Raw genomic sequence first — 14,900 nt, forward strand, 5'->3', positions numbered from 1 at the left:
CTCGTTGTTATGTGTGCAGCAATCGATGGATGTTGTCTTTGAGGATATCGATGGCGATACGGTTCTTGCCCCCACGCGGCACGATGATGTCGGCGTATTGCTTGGAGGGCTCAATAAACTGCAGGAACATCGGCCGCACGGTTTGCTGGTACTGCTGGATCACAGATTCCATTGAGCGGCCACGCTCCTCCACATCCCGGGTCAGACGACGGATAAAGCAGATGTCCAGCGGGGTGTCCATGAACACCGAGGCGTGCATCTGTTCCCGCAGCGCCGGATCGGTCAGCAGCAGGATCCCCTCCAGGATGATCACCTTCTTCGGCGACACCGGCACGGTTTCCGCCATGCGGGTGTGCTCGACGTAGCTGTAGGTCGGCACCTGGACGGTTTGCCCCGCCTTGAGCGCCTTGAGGTGCTCACACAGCAGGGTATGGTCCAACGCCTGGGGGTGGTCGTAGTTGGTCTTGACCCGCTCCTCCATGGTCAGGTGGGACTGATCCTTGTAGTACGCGTCTTCATTGATCACCTCGATCTGGTCGGTGCCCAGGTCACGCCTCAGCTCCTTGTAGATGGTTCGGGCGATCAAGCTCTTGCCGGAGGCGGACGCGCCGGCAATGCCAATAATGACGCATTTCTGTTTGGAGGTCATACGCTTAGGGGTCTCGTTGTACGTTGTTTCAATCTCGGGGTCAGGCCCCTACTCCATGGTGATCTCAATGGCCAGATCCTGTGGCTCTGAGCGGTGCAGCAGGCTGGCTGCTGTCTTGCGGGCAATGGCCCGGTAGGCGGCGCTGATGTCACCATCGGGCTCGGCCACCACGCTGGGGTTGCCACTGTCGACGTGCTCGCGCACGGCCACGTTCAGGGGCAACTCCCCCAATAGCGGCACATTGTAGCGATTGGCCGTCGCCAGTCCACCGCCGGTGCCAAAGGGGTGCTCCTTGGAGCCGCACTGGCTGCAGAGGTGGTAGCTCATGTTCTCGACAATACCCAGTACCGGGATATTGACCTTGTTGAACATGGTGATCCCCTTACGGGCATCGGCGGTGGCGATCTCCTGCGGGGTGGTCACCACCACCGCGCCACTGACCGGGATCTTCTGTGACAGGGTCAGCTGGATATCACCGGTGCCCGGCGGCATGTCCACCACCAGGTAGTCCAGCTCCGGCCAGCGGGTCTCGTTAACCAGCTGAACCAGGGCGCCGGCAGCCATCGGGCCACGCCAGACGGTAGCGTTGTCTTCGGTCACCATAAAGCCCATGGACATGGCGGCGATGCCGTGGGCATAGGCCGGCTCCATGGTCTTGCCATCGGTGCTGGTGGGACGGAAATCGGTACAGCCGAGCATGATCGGTACGGAGGGGCCGTAGATATCGGCATCCAGCACGCCCACCCGGGCGCCTTCGGCGGCCAGGGCCAGGGCCAGGTTGACCGCGGTGGTGGACTTGCCGACCCCACCCTTGCCGGAGCTGACGGCGATAACATTGCGGATGTTGGGGATCGGCGCCAGGCTGCCCGCTTGGATGCTGGGTACCGCCAGGCCAATCTCGCACTCCACTTCGTCGATCTCGGGCAGATCGGAGAGGCGATTGGTGAGGGTCATCACCAGGTCACGGTACTGGCTTTGACAGGGATAGGGGGTCAACAGGCCAACCTGCAGGCAGCGCCCATCCAGCGCCAGGGCGCGGACCATACCGGCACTGACCAGGCCCTGTTCCAACTCCGGGTCAACCAACCCTTCCAAACGTTCCAATACCTGGCTGGACAACGGCTCACTCAGGCTGTTGCGGATCTCTATCTCGCTCACTCAAAAGCTCCATCTAGGGGAATTGGGCCAAGTGTACCAGAACCGGTTGAAAAAGATGGTGGCAAAGCGTGCAAGGGGCCGCCGGATGGATGAAAAACCCCCTTGTATCCGTTAGACTTGCGCTTTACTCCGCAGCCCCCCTGGCTGCCAACCTCAATAAGACGTTTCGAGACACGATGGCAACCGATAGCAGAAAAATGTTGGTGACCTGTGCATTGCCCTACGCAAACGGGTCGATTCACCTGGGTCATATGCTGGAACACATTCAGGCGGATATCTGGGTTCGCTTCCAGAAGTTGCGTGGCAACCACTGCACCTTCGTCTGTGCCGATGACACCCACGGCACCCCGATCATGCTCTCCGCCCAGAAGATGGGCATCACCCCCGAGCAGATGATCGCCCAGGTTGCCGAGGAACATAAGGCGGACTTTGCCGACTTCCTCATCGATTTCGACAACTACCACTCTACCCACTCCGACGAGAACCGCGAGCTGGCGTCCGAGGTGTACTCCCGTCTCAAAGACAACGGCTACATCCAGTCCCGCACCATCGAGCAGTTGTACGACCCGGAGAAGGGGATGTTCCTGCCGGATCGCTTCGTCAAAGGCACCTGCCCCAAGTGCAAAACCGAAGACCAGTACGGTGACAACTGCGAGAACTGCGGCAGCACCTACAGCCCGGCGGATCTGATCGATCCCAAGTCGGTGATCACCGGTGCCACCCCGGTACTGAAAGAGTCCGAGCACTACTTCTTCGACCTGCCCCAGTTCAAGACCGTACTGGAGGAGTGGACCCGCTCCGGTGCCCTGCAGTCCGAAATGGCCAACAAGCTGGCGGAGTGGTTTGAGCAGGGCCTGCAGCAGTGGGATATCTCCCGCGACAAGCCCTACTTCGGCTTTGAGATCCCCGGCACCAACGGCGAGAAGTTCTTCTACGTCTGGCTGGACGCCCCCATCGGCTACATGGGCAGCTTTAAGAACCTGTGTGACCGTCGCGATGACCTGAACTTCGACGAGTACTGGCAAGCTGACTCCAGCGCCGAGCTGTACCACTTTATCGGCAAGGACATCATCTACTTCCACAGCCTGTTCTGGCCGGCGATGCTGCACGGTGCCAACCTGCGCAAGCCCACCAACGTGTTTGCCCACGGCTACGTCACCGTCAACGGTGAGAAGATGTCTAAGTCCCGCGGTACCTTTATCAAGGCCCGTACCTACCTGGACAACCTGCACCCGGAATACCTGCGTTACTACTACGCCGCCAAGCTGAACGATCGCATCGACGATCTCGACCTCAACCTGGAAGATTTCGCCCAGCGGGTGAACTCCGACATGGTGGGCAAGCTGGTCAACATCGCCTCCCGCACCGCCGGCTTCATCGCCAAGCGCTTTGACGGCACCCTGGCCGAGGGGATCGACAACCCGGAGCTGCTGGCTGAGTTCCAAAACGCCAAGGGCAGCATTGCGGCCCTGTACGAAGGCCGTGAGTTTGGTAAGGCGATCCGCGAGATCATGGCACTGGCCGACAAAGCCAACGCCTACATCGCTGAGCAGGCGCCCTGGGCCCTGGCCAAGCAGGAAGGGATGGAGCAGAAGACCCACGAGGTGTGCTCCATGGGCATCCACCTGTTCAAGGTGCTGATGACCTACCTCAAGCCGGTGCTGCCGAAGATGGCCGCCGATGTCGAGGCCTTCCTCAATACCGAGCTGACCTGGGACAGCCTGGACGACGTGCTGACCGGCCATGGCATCAACAAGTTCAAGGCGCTGATCCAGCGCATCGAGCCGGCCAAGATCGAAGCCATCGTCGAGCAGACCAAGGCCGAGGTGGCCGCCGAGCAAGCCGCTTCTGCCCCGGCCCTGGAGCTGGAGCAGAACGACGAACTGGAGAAGGATCCCATCGCCGAGACCATCAGCTTCGATGACTTCGCCAAGGTCGACCTGCGTGTTGTTCGTATCGCCAAGGCCGAGCACGTCGACGGCGCCAAGAAGCTGCTGCAGCTGACCCTGGACCTGGGCGGTGAGACCCGCAACGTGTTCGCCGGCATCAAGTCCGCTTACCAACCGGAAGATCTGGAAGGCAAGCTGACCGTGATGGTGGCCAACCTGGCCCCGCGCAAGATGAAGTTCGGCATGTCCGAAGGGATGGTGCTGGCAGCGGGCCCGGGCGGTGAGGATATCCACATCCTCAACCCGGACGACGGCGCCAAGCCGGGCCAACGCATCATGTAAGGCCAACGCCTGAGTCAAAAAACCGGAGCAAAAAGCTCCGGTTTTTTTGTGTGGTGTTGCCGGGTTGCCGGCAGCAAATAATTGGGGCTGCACCCAAACAGCAACGACGCCCATCACCCCCTAGCTAGAATCGGCGCATCCTCAAGCGGGCATCGGCACTAGAGCGCCAATTACCGTATTGATGCTCAGCGAAACAGTGCCTTACCAAAGTCGTCCACGGTTGGAGAGCAGGTAAAGAGCACCAGGTAATGCAGCCCTTCGGCCACCGGGCCGTCGACCTTGCCGCTACGATTCAGATTAGGCAGGACGAAACCGGAGGCCAGGTCATCCTCGGCCACCCCATACTTGTCGCCGATCGCCTCGTACAGCTCCTCATACTCCTCTTTATCCAGGGTACGTCCATCGCAGGGCAGCCAGCCCCGCAGTTGCAGGCGCCGTTCGTTCTCCTCGGTCAGATCCCCCGCCCAAAGGATCACCCTTCCGACCAATCGGGACATCGCTGCCTCCTTATCCTTGTGTAAACCCTGTCACTACAACTCTAGTCAAAGGAGACTAGTTGGTAACCGGGCGCTTGGCGATCCGAGTTGGCCTGCCAGGGTCGGATTTTATCCCCTCGACACCGCCAATTTTGAGCTAGCTTTCAATCATCTTCAGCCAAAAACCGGAGTCGCCCCTGCCCTACTCCAGCGTGATGATGCTGTGCCTGATCGGCCTGCTCTCCCTGCTCTGCCAATGGCTGGCGTTTCGGGCCCGGCTACCGGCGATCCTGCCACTGCTGTTGATGGGCCTGCTACTTGGGCCAGGCACGGGTGTTTTAAATCCGGACGCCCTGCTGGGGGATCTGCTGTTTCCCATTGTCTCCCTGGCGGTGGCGGTGATCCTGTTCGAGGGCAGCCTGACCCTGGACCTGGCCCGACTTCGCGGCCAAAGCCGTATGGTCCGTAACCTGGTGCTGCCCGGCATGCTGGTTACCTTTGTCATTGCCGGGGTCTCTGCCCATTGGCTGCTGGGGCTGGAACCGGGGATCGCCGCCTTGCTTGGTGCCCTGGTGGTGGTCACTGGCCCCACGGTGATCGCACCGCTGCTGCGTACCCTGCCGATCCCGCAGCGCCTCGGTACCCTGCTGCATTGGGAGGGGATCCTGATCGACCCCATCGGCGCCCTGCTGGTGGTGCTGGTGTACGAATACCTGATGCTGGGCCAAAGCGCCGCCTGGCAGATCTTCGCCCTCACCCTGGCCACCGGCATGGCCACCGGCGCCCTGGCCGGGTTGGCGATGGCCTGGCTGCTCAAGCACCGGGTATTCCCCCGTCGGCTTGAAACCGTGGCCACTCTGCTGCTGATGCTGGGCGCCTTTGGCATCAGCAATGAGCTGATGCTGGAGTCCGGCCTACTTACCGTCACCGTGATGGGGATCTGGCTGGCCAACACCAAGGGGTTGGATCTGGAGCCGATCATCGAGTTCAAGGAGACCCTCAGCGTGCTGCTGATCTCGGCGCTGTTTCTGCTGCTGGCGGCACGCCTGAACCGGGCCGATCTGGCTCACCTTGATGGTGCGGCCTGGGCCTGGCTGCTGGTTCTGTTGTTGGTGGCACGGCCGGTGGCAGTGGCGCTCTGCGCCCTGGGCAGCGATCTGAGCCTGAAGGAGCGCTGGCTGGTGGGCTGGATAGCGCCCCGTGGCATCGTCGCGGCGGCGATCTCCTCGCTGTTCGCGCTGAAGCTGAGTAAGGAGGGGATTGAAGGGGCGGAACCCTTGGTGGCACTGGTGTTTATGGTGATCATCGTTACCGTGATCCTGCAAAGCACCCTGACCAAGCCGCTGCTGCACCTGCTTGGCCTGGCTGCGCCACCGCGCAACGGCTATCTCATCTTCGGTGCCAGCGAGTTTGCCGTGGCCCTGGGCCAGGCGCTGCAGAAGTGGTCGGTGCCGGTGCTGCTCAGTGATACCCACTGGGGCAACCTCAGTCAGGCCCGGATGGCGGGCCTGCCGGTGTACTATGGCAACCCGGTGTCGGAGCACGGTCAGGAGACCATGGATCTGTCGCAGATCCGCCGGGTGCTGATCCTCTCCCCCTACCGGCAGTGGAACACCGAGGTGGCCTACCACTACCAGGACCGGCTGGGCCCGGACCGGGTGTTTGCCCTGGCGGAGGCCGGCAAACCACCGCGGCCGCGCTACCAGAGCGTACAGCAGCTGCAGCCACTGTTTGCCGATGGCGTCAATTACGGCACCCTGCAGCGCCGTCTTAGCCAGGGGGAACAGATCCGACAAACCAAGCTATCGGAGGCCTACCCCTGGAGTCAGTTCCAGACGGATAACCCCGACGCCCTGCTGCTGATCGCCCGGGATGAGCAGCAGCGGCTGCATACCCTCACCGCTGGCCAGTCACCTCAACCCGCCGCCGGCTGGCAATTGCTCTACCTGGCGCCCCCATCCGAGGCCAACGGCTCAGACCGGGTTGGGGGTGTCGACGAAGTGGACCTCTAGGCCAAACTGTTGCGCCAGGTGTTCCCCCAGGGCCAGTACACCGCCCCGCTCGGTGGCATGGTGACCGCAGGCAAAGTAATCGATGCCCTGCTCTACCGCGCTGTGGTAGGTACGCTCTGACACCTCGCCGGAAAGGAAGGCATCGATCCCAGCCGCCGCCACCTGGTCGATGTAATCCTGGGCGCCTCCGGTACACCAGGCCAGTGTCTGGATCGGCCGGTCATGGCCGGCGATGTGCAGCGGCGGACGCTTCAGCTGCTGGTGAATATGCTGGCTCAGCTCATGACCGCTCAGCGGCTGGCTCAATCGGCCCTTGAGGACCAAGCAGGTGTCGTTACCCGCCTCCAGCGGCTCTACCGCCTCCAGCCCCAGCAGTTGTGCCAACTGCGCGTTGTTGCCCAGTGCCGGGTGGATATCCAGCGGCAGGTGGTAGCCAATCAGGTTGATGTCGTGACGCAGCAAGGCCTGCAGACGGCGCTTCTTCATCCCGGTGATCACCGCCGGCTCGTTCTTCCAGAAGTAGCCGTGATGCACCAGCAGGCAATCCGCGCCGGCTTCCACCGCGGCGTCTACCGCAAACTGGTCAGCGGTAACGGCGGTGATCACCTTGTGGATCTCATCCTTACCCTCCACCTGAAGCCCGTTGGGGGCGTAGTCTTTCACCAGGTGGGGTTGCAGTAGGGTGTCTAGGTGCGCCAACAGCTCCTGTCGCTTCATCGTCTCTCGTTCTCTTTCTTGGTTAAAACAGCTCGTTACCGGTCTTGTCGCCGGCAAAGTGGGCATCCAGATTGGCCAGGGTGGTCTGGGCGATCTCGGTCAGCGCCTCACGGGTGAAGTAGCCCTGGTGGCCGGTAACCAGCACATTGGGGTAGCTCAGCAGCAGCGCAAACACGTCGTCGTGCATGACCTGATCCGACAGATCGCGGAAGAACAGATCCCCTTCCAGTTCATACACATCCAATCCAAGGTATCCGATTCTACCCTGTTTCATCCCATCCAGGGCATCTTGTGCGTTCACCAACGCGCCGCGGGAGGTGTTGATGATCATCACCCCGGGCTTCATCTTGGCCAGGCTTTGTTGATTGATCAGGTGATAGCTCTCCTCGGTGAGCGGGCAATGCAGGCTGATCACATCGCTGCGTCGGTACAACTCATCCAGCGGCACGTACTCCCCCAGCGCCCTGCCGGCATCGCTGGGATAGGGGTCATGACACAACAGCTCGCAGCCAAAGCCTTTAAGGGCCCGCAGGGTGGCCAGGCCGATCTTGCCAGTACCGATGATCCCCACCGTTGCCTGGGACAGGTTAAATCCCATCAGCCCCTCCAGGTCGAAGTTGTGCTCCTTGACCCGGTTGTACGCCTTGGTGATCTTGCGGTTGAGCGTCAGCATCATCGCCACCGCGTGCTCCGCCACCGACTCCGGTGAATAGTTCGGTACCCGCGCCACCTGGATCCCCAATCGCTGGGCGGTTTCCAGATCGACGTTGTTAAAGCCGGCACAGCGCAACGCAATGATCCCGACCCCCTCCGCCAGCAGTGCCTCCAGCACCGACTGGTCCACCTTGTCGTTGACGAAACAGGAGACACCATCGTAGCCCTCCACCAGCTTGAGGGTCTCCGGCCTTAGCCGGGTTTCAAAGTAATCCAACTGGTAGCGTGGCGGCGTGTTGGCCTCATCAAGAAAGGTACGGTCGTAGCTCTTGGTAGAAAAAACAGCGATTTTCTTCATAGCTAATTTCCAGTAATTCAGTCTTTTACGGTACGAATGTGCACAATTCCAAGGACGGAAAGTAAAAACTGACTGCACCCTCCGTATCTTTCAAACTTCCTAACGATCAAAAGGCCCGGTTTTGCTCTCCACCAGCGCCAACACCGGTCACACCTTGAGGGCCCGCCGGTTGAACCCAACCCTGGGAATGGGTATTATTGCGCGCTGATAAATCAAGCAATCACAGTCTATCCTATGTCAAAACTGAACAAGGAAGAGGTGATCGCGCAGTTCACTGCCGCGTACCTCGCCAAAAACGGTAAAGAGCCGCAAATCGAACAAAAAGGCAGCTGGTTCAAGGTCGACGGTGGCAAATCCGTTCGCCTGGGCGAGCTGGCCGAGATGATCAACGAACTGGGCGGCGCCGAAGCCTCTGCACCAGCCAAGCAACCGGAAGCGGCCAAACCCGCTGACAAGCCGGTCGCCAAAAAGGCTGCTGCAAAGCAAAAACCGGCTAAGAAAAAGGCCGTGGCCACCAGCGGTAACGGCGGCCTGACCGCCAAACAGCTCTGGGCTCAGAAAGTGGGCCAAGGCAACCGCCTGCCGCGCGGCTGCTGAGCAAAAGGACCGACCCCCTGGGGTCGGTTTTTTTATGCCTATCCCCCTGCGCCACCCCATCCTTCGCGATCTTCACTGGATCCTGACCCAGCCCCCCATGGTGGACCAGGCCCCCACCTTCTTCGACCACGGCTTTCTCAAACGCTTTGCCCAACCGCTGCTCCCTCGCCTGCACCGTATCGAACAGGAGTGCCTGTCGGTGCTGGTACGCTTTAAACGCCATGGCCGGCTGGGCTTCTACTATGAGCAATTGTGGCAGCTGGCACTGGATCTTCACCCCGACTACCAGGTTTTGGCCCGGGACTGGCCGGTCAAGCGCGACAAGCAAACCCTGGGCGCACTGGATCTGCTGGTGCGGCATCGGCCCAGCGGCTCGATAGAGCATTGGGAGCTGGCGGTGAAGTTCTTCTTGGGGGTGGGCGATCTGCGCGATCCCCATCGCTGGATAGGCCCAGGTCAGAAGGACCGGCTCGGCGACAAGCTGACGCGGCTGATATCCCACCAACTGCCGCTGGTGCGGCGCGATGAGGCCCAGATAGAACTAGCAAAACAGGGCTGGACGGTCAGCCACAGCCGTGCCCTGGTGCAGGGACGGTTGTACGCCCCGGCTGGAGCCAGCACAGTGCCCCAACAGATCCATCCCCACGCCCTGCAGGGACACTGGTACCCCCAGTCAGCGCTGCCGCAACGGCCCTGGCGAGTGCTGTCGCGCTTTGATTGGCTGGCGGGACGTCCTTGGCAGGTGCTGCCCCGCTTTGCCCCGCCTGATCCCATCACCTGGCCTGTGCACCTGTGGGACCCCAGCGGCGCGGGTCATGCCTTTGTGGTGCCGGAGCAATGGGCCGCCAACGCTGGCGAGCAGGCATGAAAAAGGGGAACCCAAATGGGTTCCCCTCTCTCCGGATAACTAAGCGTAATGCTTACTTAGCCAGGGCGTCTTTCGCCTTTTCAACCAGAGCGGCAAATACCACTTTGTCGAATACAGCGATGTCGGCCAGGATCTTGCGATCGATCTCAACAGAAGCCTTCTTCAGACCGTTGATGAAACGGCTGTAAGACATGCCATTCTGACGAGCAGCAGCGTTGATACGGGCGATCCACAGCTGACGGAACACGCGCTTTTTCTGGCGACGGTCACGGTAAGCGTATTGACCAGCCTTGGTAACGGCTTGGAATGCTACACGATAGATACGGCTGCGGGCACCGTAGTAACCCTTAGCTTGCTTGAGAACTTTCTTGTGACGGGCACGAGCGGTTACACCGCGCTTTACACGAGCCATGATTTATCTCCTAACTAATGAATTAAGCGTACGGCATGCAGCGGCGTACGGACGCCACGTCAACCTTGGCAACCATCTCGCCTTTACGGAGATGACGCTTACGCTTGGTGGATTTCTTAGTCAGGATGTGGCGCAGGTGAGATTGCTTGCGCTTGAAGCCACCAGAGGCGGTCTTCTTAAAGCGCTTCGCAGCGCCCTTGTTGGTTTTCATCTTCGGCATGAAGAAAAACTCCGCATTGTTAAATTAAACGAACTGCAAGGCGAACAAAAAACAGCCGAGGCAAGCCCCGGCTGGCTTGTTACTTGTAGGGCCTTACTGTTTCTTTTTCGGTGCGAGGACCATAATGGCCTGACGCCCTTCCATTTTCGGGAAGGATTCCACCTGGGCCAGCTCTACCGTGTCGTCTTTAATACGATTCAGCAGATCAAAACCCAGCTGTTGGTGCGCCATTTCGCGACCACGGAAACGCAGTGTAACTTTCACTTTGTCACCGTTTTCCAAGAAGCCACTCAGGTTGCGTAGTTTTACCTGATAGTCGCCTACATCAGTTCCAGGACGGAATTTAACTTCCTTAACCTGGATCTGTTTGGTTTTCTTGCGCTGCTCGTTAGCAGCCTTACTCTTTTCGTACAAGAACTTACCGTAGTCCATGATACGGCATACCGGCGGCTCAGCATTGGGGCTAATCTCCACCAAGTCCAAGTCTGCCTGTGATGCCATACGCATCGCGTCATCCAGTGTTTGAATACCGGCCTGTTCGCCTTCGGCGTCGATCAGGCGCACTTCACGTGCGCGGATTTCGCCGTTGATACGGTTGCGGTCCTTATTAATCGGACCCTGCTTCTTTCCGCCTTTTATAGCTTATTCCTCCAGCATATTAAGACTGCGGCTGTTGATCTCTTTGGACACCGCATCGGCAAATTGCTCGATGCTCATCTTGCCCAGGTCAACGCCGTTTCTTGTACGAATCGCGATCTCGCCATTTTCCATCTCCTGGTCACCACAGACCAGCAGATACGGCACGCGCTTCAAAGTGTGTTCGCGGATTTTAAAGCCAATCTTCTCGTTTCTCAAGTCGGCTTTGGCGCGAACGCCTCGGTCGTTCAACATTTCCACAACCTGACGGACGTAATCCGCTTGGTTATCCGTGATGTTCATGACCTGAACCTGGGTCGGACAGAGCCAGGTCGGCAGTTTACCGGCGAACTCCTCAATCAGGATACCGATGAAGCGCTCAAGGGAGCCAAGGATAGCACGGTGGATCATCACCGGCACCTTGCGGCTGTTGTCTTCCGCGACGTAGCTCACATCCAGACGCTCCGGTTGCGGCATGGAGAAGTCCAGCTGGATGGTGCCACACTGCCAGGCGCGATCCAGGCAATCGTGCAAAGTGAACTCGATCTTCGGACCGTAGAACGCGCCCTCGCCCGGCTGCAGCTCGTAGCTCAGGCCGTTGGCTTCCAGCGCATCCGCCAGCGCCTGCTCGGACTTGTCCCAGATCTCATCGGAGCCGATGCGCTGCTCCGGACGGGTAGACAGCTTCACCGCAATCTCTTCGAAGCCGAAGGTCTTGTAGGTGTCGTACACCATCTTGATGCAGCTGGTCACCTCATCGAGGATCTGCTCATCGGTACAGAACACGTGGGCGTCGTCCTGGGTAAAGGAGCGAACCCGCATCAGACCGTGCAGAGAGCCGGAAGGCTCATTACGGTGCACCAGACCGAACTCCGCCATGCGGTACGGCAGGTCTCGGTAGGACTTCAGGCCCTGCTTGAAGATCTGCAGGTGACCCGGGCAGTTCATCGGCTTCACCGCGTAGGTGCGCTTCTCAGACTCGGTGGCGAAGATATTTTCCGCGTACTTGTCCCAGTGACCGGAGCGCTCCCACATGGTGCGGTCCATCACCAGCGGGGTGCGCACTTCCTCGTACTGGTACTTGCGCAGCTGTTGGCGCATGTAGTTTTCCAGCTCCTGGTACAGGGTCCAGCCGTCGTTGTGCCAGAACACCATGCCCGGGGCTTCTTCCTGCCAGTGGAACAGGTCCAGCGCCTTACCGATCTTACGGTGGTCACGCTTGGCGGCCTCTTCCAGGCGCACCAGGTGCGCCTTAAGCTGTTTCTTGTCGGCCCAGGCGGTACCGTAGATGCGCTGCAGCATCTTATTGTCGGAGTTACCGCGCCAGTAGGCACCGGCCACGCTCATCAGCTTGAAGTGATGGCAGTGGCGCATGTTCGGCACGTGCGGGCCACGGCACATGTCGATGTATTCTTCGTGGTGGTACAGGCCGGGACGGTCATCCTTGCTGATGTTCTCGTCCAGGATCTCCACCTTGTAGCTCTCACCACGGGCCTCGAAGGTGTCCCGTGCTTCCTGCCAGCTGACGGTCTTCTTGATGACGTCGTAGTTCTTCTTGGCCAGTTCCAGCATGCGCTTTTGCAGGGTCACCAGGTCCTCATCGGTGAGGCGGTGCTCCAGATCAACGTCGTAGTAGAAGCCGTTGTCGATCACCGGACCGATGGCCATCTTGGTCTCGGGCCAAAGCTGCTTGATCGCGTGCCCCAACAGGTGAGCGCAGGAGTGACGGATAAACTCCAGCCCCTCTTCGTCACGGGTGGTGATGATCGCCAGTTCCGCGTCCTGCTCAATCAGTTCGCAGGCATCCACCAGTTCACCGTTGACTCGGCCGGCCAGACAGGCCTTGGCCAGGCCCGGACCGATGTCCATGGCCACGTCCATTACGGACACTGGGTTATCAAAGTGACGTTGACTGCCGTCGGGGAGGGTAATAGTTGGCATGCTGTACTCCATCAGTGGTGATCCACACCAAGGATCACATGAGTGTCGTTAAGAAATAGGGAAAATCCATTGTGGCGCTTGGCGTTACCAGGGCTAAGTCAGCCACAAGGGAAGCCAAAGTGTATCGAGACACCGGCTAAGGCTCAAGGGCTCTCTGCCCTATCGGCCGCCGTTACGACCACTTTATTCACCCGGTGCGAAAGCCGTCGGGACTGGCGCGGAGATCCAGTAACCCGCTGGGCTACGTTATGAGCCGCGAAAGCGCGTCCCTTAACGGGTTCAGATCAATCCGGGGTGCAACCGGACTTGGCAAGCCAGGGTACTGAAGTAATATAAAGTTTGAGGACTGTCAGGGGGAGATCGGTCATGTGGAACGCCATCAGCCAGCAGCTATCGGACGCCTTGGGGCGGGAGTTCAAGATCCAGCAGCGTGAGAGCATCACCGGGGGGGACATCCACCGGGCCTTTAAGGTCGCCGATCACCACTGCAGCCTGTTTGTGAAGGTCAATGAGCGCGATAAGCTCGAGCTGTTCCAGACCGAAGCGTTGGGCCTCAACCTGCTCAATCGCAGCGAGCTGATTGTGCCGGAGGTAGTGGCCATGGGCACCACCTCAGACCAGGCCTTCCTGGCGCTGCAATACCTGGATCTGGGCAACGCCACCAACGCCCAGTGGTACCAGTTCGGCCAGGCCCTGGCTCGACTGCACCGGGACAACGCCCAATCCCAGTACGGCTTCGACGAGGACAACTTCATCGGCCGCACCCCACAACCCAATCGCTGGCAGAGTAACTGGTCGCAGTTTTTCGCCGAACAGCGTATCGGCTGGCAGTTGAAGCTGGCCCAGGACAAGGGCCACCAGTTTGGCAACATCGATCGCTGGATCGAGGCCTGTGCCCAGACCCTGCGTCACCATCAACCTCAGCCCAGCCTGCTGCACGGCGATCTGTGGCGTGGCAACCTGGGCTTTGTCGAGGGCCAGGGGGCGCTGTTTGACCCTGCCAGCTACTACGGCGACCGGGAAACCGATCTGGCCATGACCGAGCTGTTCTCCCCCCTGCCTCAGGACTTCTACCGCGGCTACGACGCCGAGTGGCCCATCGACAAGGGCTATGCCAAACGCAAACCGATCTACCAGCTGTACCACCTGTTAAATCACCTCAACCTATTTGGCGGCAGTTACCTGCAGCAGTGCCAGATGCAGATGCAGGAGCTTTTCTGTGATGCCCACTAAGGTCGCTCTCACCACCGGCAGTGCCCGCCGTATCGGTGCAGCCATCAACCAGATGCTGCACCAGCGCGGCTTTAACCTGGTGATCCACTGCAACAGCTCGGCGGCCGAAGCCCAGGCGCTGGCCGAACAGTTCAACGCACTGCGGCCCGATTCGGCGGTGGTGATCCAGGGCAGTCTGAGCGATCCCCAGGGGATCCCGGGGCTGGCCGAACAGACGCTGGCGCCCTGGGGACGGCTGGACCTGCTGGTCAATAACGCCTCGGCCTTCTTCCCTACCCCCATTGGACAGATCGACGACGCCGCTTGGCACTCGCTGGTGGGCTCCAATATGCAGGGGCCACTGCTGCTCAGCCAGGCGCTGGCACCGGCACTGACCCAGACCCAGGGCGGCATCGTTAACCTGCTGGATGTGCACGCTCAATCGCCGCTAAAAGGGCATACACTGTACTGCATGGCCAAGGCGGCGCTGTCGATGATGACCCGTTCGCTGGCATTGGAACTGGCCCCGGAAGTCCGCGTTAATGCCGTGGCCCCCGGTGCCATCCTATGGCCTGAAACCGGCGGTGATGCCGCAGCTCAGCAAGGGGTGTTGGACCAGGTTCCCCTTGGCAGGCTGGGAACCCCTGAGGACATCGCCCAGGCTGTTGGCTTCCTGGCCCTGGACGCCCACTACATCACCGGCCAGATCCTGGCGGTGGACGGTGGCCGTTCAATCGCCCCGTTGGAGGGAGCCTGAAC

At 60.1% G+C, this 14,900-nt stretch carries 15 protein-coding genes; 6 read left to right on the forward strand and 9 right to left on the reverse strand.

The window, feature by feature from the left end; genetic code table 11:
• Positions 1–7 precede the first annotated feature (7 nt).
• The gene (gene udk / locus BUC04_RS02280) at positions 8–649 is read right to left on the reverse strand and encodes a uridine kinase (RefSeq protein ID WP_067654786.1); all 642 of its coding nucleotides are present in this window, start codon (positions 647–649) and stop codon (positions 8–10) included.
• A gap of 48 nt (positions 650–697) precedes the next feature.
• Positions 698–1,807 (reverse strand): iron-sulfur cluster carrier protein ApbC, encoded by a 1,110-nt coding sequence (gene apbC / locus BUC04_RS02285; RefSeq protein WP_067654788.1) that lies wholly within the window; start codon positions 1,805–1,807, stop codon positions 698–700.
• Between the two features lie 197 nt (positions 1,808–2,004).
• Between apbC and metG the strand changes: the two genes are divergently transcribed.
• A complete protein-coding gene (metG, locus tag BUC04_RS02290) occupies positions 2,005–4,038 on the forward strand; it encodes a methionine--tRNA ligase (RefSeq protein WP_373277921.1) in 2,034 nt (677 codons plus the stop codon).
• Positions 4,039–4,223: 185 nt separating this feature from the next.
• Here the strand turns inward: metG and BUC04_RS02295 are convergent, their stop codons facing one another.
• Entirely contained in the window at positions 4,224–4,535 is a 312-nt protein-coding gene (locus BUC04_RS02295) for a phage tail protein (protein ID WP_067654794.1), read from the reverse strand.
• Between the two features lie 197 nt (positions 4,536–4,732).
• Here BUC04_RS02295 and BUC04_RS02300 point away from each other — a divergent pair, with 197 nt between their 5' ends.
• Positions 4,733–6,526, forward strand: a complete 1,794-nt coding sequence (locus tag BUC04_RS02300) for a cation:proton antiporter (RefSeq protein ID WP_234977304.1) — start codon at positions 4,733–4,735, stop codon at positions 6,524–6,526.
• Here the strand turns inward: BUC04_RS02300 and BUC04_RS02305 are convergent.
• Positions 6,488–7,243: a Nif3-like dinuclear metal center hexameric protein gene (locus BUC04_RS02305; RefSeq protein ID WP_067654797.1), complete on the reverse strand. Its 756-nt coding sequence runs from the start codon at positions 7,241–7,243 to the stop codon at positions 6,488–6,490. The two genes, BUC04_RS02300 and BUC04_RS02305, sit on opposite strands and share 39 nt — an antisense overlap.
• A 22-nt stretch (positions 7,244–7,265) precedes the next feature.
• A complete protein-coding gene (locus tag BUC04_RS02310; RefSeq protein ID WP_067654800.1) occupies positions 7,266–8,255 on the reverse strand; it encodes a 2-hydroxyacid dehydrogenase in 990 nt (329 codons plus the stop codon).
• A gap of 234 nt (positions 8,256–8,489) precedes the next feature.
• On the opposite strand from BUC04_RS02310, the gene BUC04_RS02315 reads away from it, so the two are divergent.
• Positions 8,490–8,852: a hypothetical protein gene (locus BUC04_RS02315; RefSeq protein ID WP_067654803.1), complete on the forward strand. Its 363-nt coding sequence runs from the start codon at positions 8,490–8,492 to the stop codon at positions 8,850–8,852.
• Between the two features lie 34 nt (positions 8,853–8,886).
• Positions 8,887–9,720, forward strand: coding sequence for a DUF1853 family protein (locus tag BUC04_RS02320; RefSeq protein WP_067654806.1), 834 nt, complete (start codon positions 8,887–8,889; stop codon positions 9,718–9,720).
• Between the two features lie 52 nt (positions 9,721–9,772).
• Here the strand turns inward: BUC04_RS02320 and rplT are convergent, their stop codons facing one another.
• From rplT to thrS, 4 genes are all read right to left on the reverse strand, one after another.
• The gene (gene rplT / locus BUC04_RS02325) at positions 9,773–10,132 is read right to left on the reverse strand and encodes a 50S ribosomal protein L20 (RefSeq protein ID WP_067654809.1); all 360 of its coding nucleotides are present in this window, start codon (positions 10,130–10,132) and stop codon (positions 9,773–9,775) included.
• A gap of 22 nt (positions 10,133–10,154) precedes the next feature.
• On the reverse strand, positions 10,155–10,352 hold the full coding sequence (gene rpmI / locus BUC04_RS02330) for a 50S ribosomal protein L35 (protein ID WP_067654812.1): 198 nt from the start codon (positions 10,350–10,352) through the stop codon (positions 10,155–10,157).
• 93 nt (positions 10,353–10,445) lie between these two features.
• Entirely contained in the window at positions 10,446–10,991 is a 546-nt protein-coding gene (gene infC, locus BUC04_RS02335; RefSeq protein ID WP_073325524.1) for a translation initiation factor IF-3, read from the reverse strand.
• 3 nt (positions 10,992–10,994) lie between these two features.
• Positions 10,995–12,929 (reverse strand): threonine--tRNA ligase, encoded by a 1,935-nt coding sequence (thrS, locus tag BUC04_RS02340; RefSeq protein ID WP_067654818.1) that lies wholly within the window; start codon positions 12,927–12,929, stop codon positions 10,995–10,997.
• Between the two features lie 366 nt (positions 12,930–13,295).
• On the opposite strand from thrS, the gene BUC04_RS02345 reads away from it, so the two are divergent.
• Positions 13,296–14,162 (forward strand): fructosamine kinase family protein, encoded by an 867-nt coding sequence (locus BUC04_RS02345; RefSeq protein WP_067654821.1) that lies wholly within the window; start codon positions 13,296–13,298, stop codon positions 14,160–14,162.
• A complete protein-coding gene (locus BUC04_RS02350; RefSeq protein ID WP_067654824.1) occupies positions 14,152–14,898 on the forward strand; it encodes a pteridine reductase in 747 nt (248 codons plus the stop codon). Before BUC04_RS02345 ends, BUC04_RS02350 begins: the two co-directional genes overlap by 11 nt.
• Positions 14,899–14,900 lie beyond the last annotated feature (2 nt).

This window comes from Ferrimonas marina, assembly GCF_900129905.1.
GTDB classification, from domain to species: Bacteria; Pseudomonadota; Gammaproteobacteria; order Enterobacterales; family Shewanellaceae; genus Ferrimonas; species Ferrimonas marina.

Coding starts and splice junctions, on each gene's coding strand:
- udk (WP_067654786.1), bottom strand. CDS start 649: ATGACCTCCAAACAGAAATGCGTCATTATTGGCATTGCCGGCGCGTCC.
- metG (WP_373277921.1), top strand. CDS start 2,005: ATGTTGGTGACCTGTGCATTGCCCTACGCAAACGGGTCGATTCACCTG.
- BUC04_RS02295 (WP_067654794.1), bottom strand. CDS start 4,535: ATGTCCCGATTGGTCGGAAGGGTGATCCTTTGGGCGGGGGATCTGACC.
- BUC04_RS02300 (WP_234977304.1), top strand. CDS start 4,733: ATGCTGTGCCTGATCGGCCTGCTCTCCCTGCTCTGCCAATGGCTGGCG.
- BUC04_RS02305 (WP_067654797.1), bottom strand. CDS start 7,243: ATGAAGCGACAGGAGCTGTTGGCGCACCTAGACACCCTACTGCAACCC.
- BUC04_RS02310 (WP_067654800.1), bottom strand. CDS start 8,255: ATGAAGAAAATCGCTGTTTTTTCTACCAAGAGCTACGACCGTACCTTT.
- BUC04_RS02315 (WP_067654803.1), top strand. CDS start 8,490: ATGTCAAAACTGAACAAGGAAGAGGTGATCGCGCAGTTCACTGCCGCG.
- BUC04_RS02320 (WP_067654806.1), top strand. CDS start 8,887: ATGCCTATCCCCCTGCGCCACCCCATCCTTCGCGATCTTCACTGGATC.
- rplT (WP_067654809.1), bottom strand. CDS start 10,132: ATGGCTCGTGTAAAGCGCGGTGTAACCGCTCGTGCCCGTCACAAGAAA.
- rpmI (WP_067654812.1), bottom strand. CDS start 10,352: ATGCCGAAGATGAAAACCAACAAGGGCGCTGCGAAGCGCTTTAAGAAG.
- thrS (WP_067654818.1), bottom strand. CDS start 12,929: ATGCCAACTATTACCCTCCCCGACGGCAGTCAACGTCACTTTGATAAC.
- BUC04_RS02345 (WP_067654821.1), top strand. CDS start 13,296: ATGTGGAACGCCATCAGCCAGCAGCTATCGGACGCCTTGGGGCGGGAG.
- BUC04_RS02350 (WP_067654824.1), top strand. CDS start 14,152: ATGCCCACTAAGGTCGCTCTCACCACCGGCAGTGCCCGCCGTATCGGT.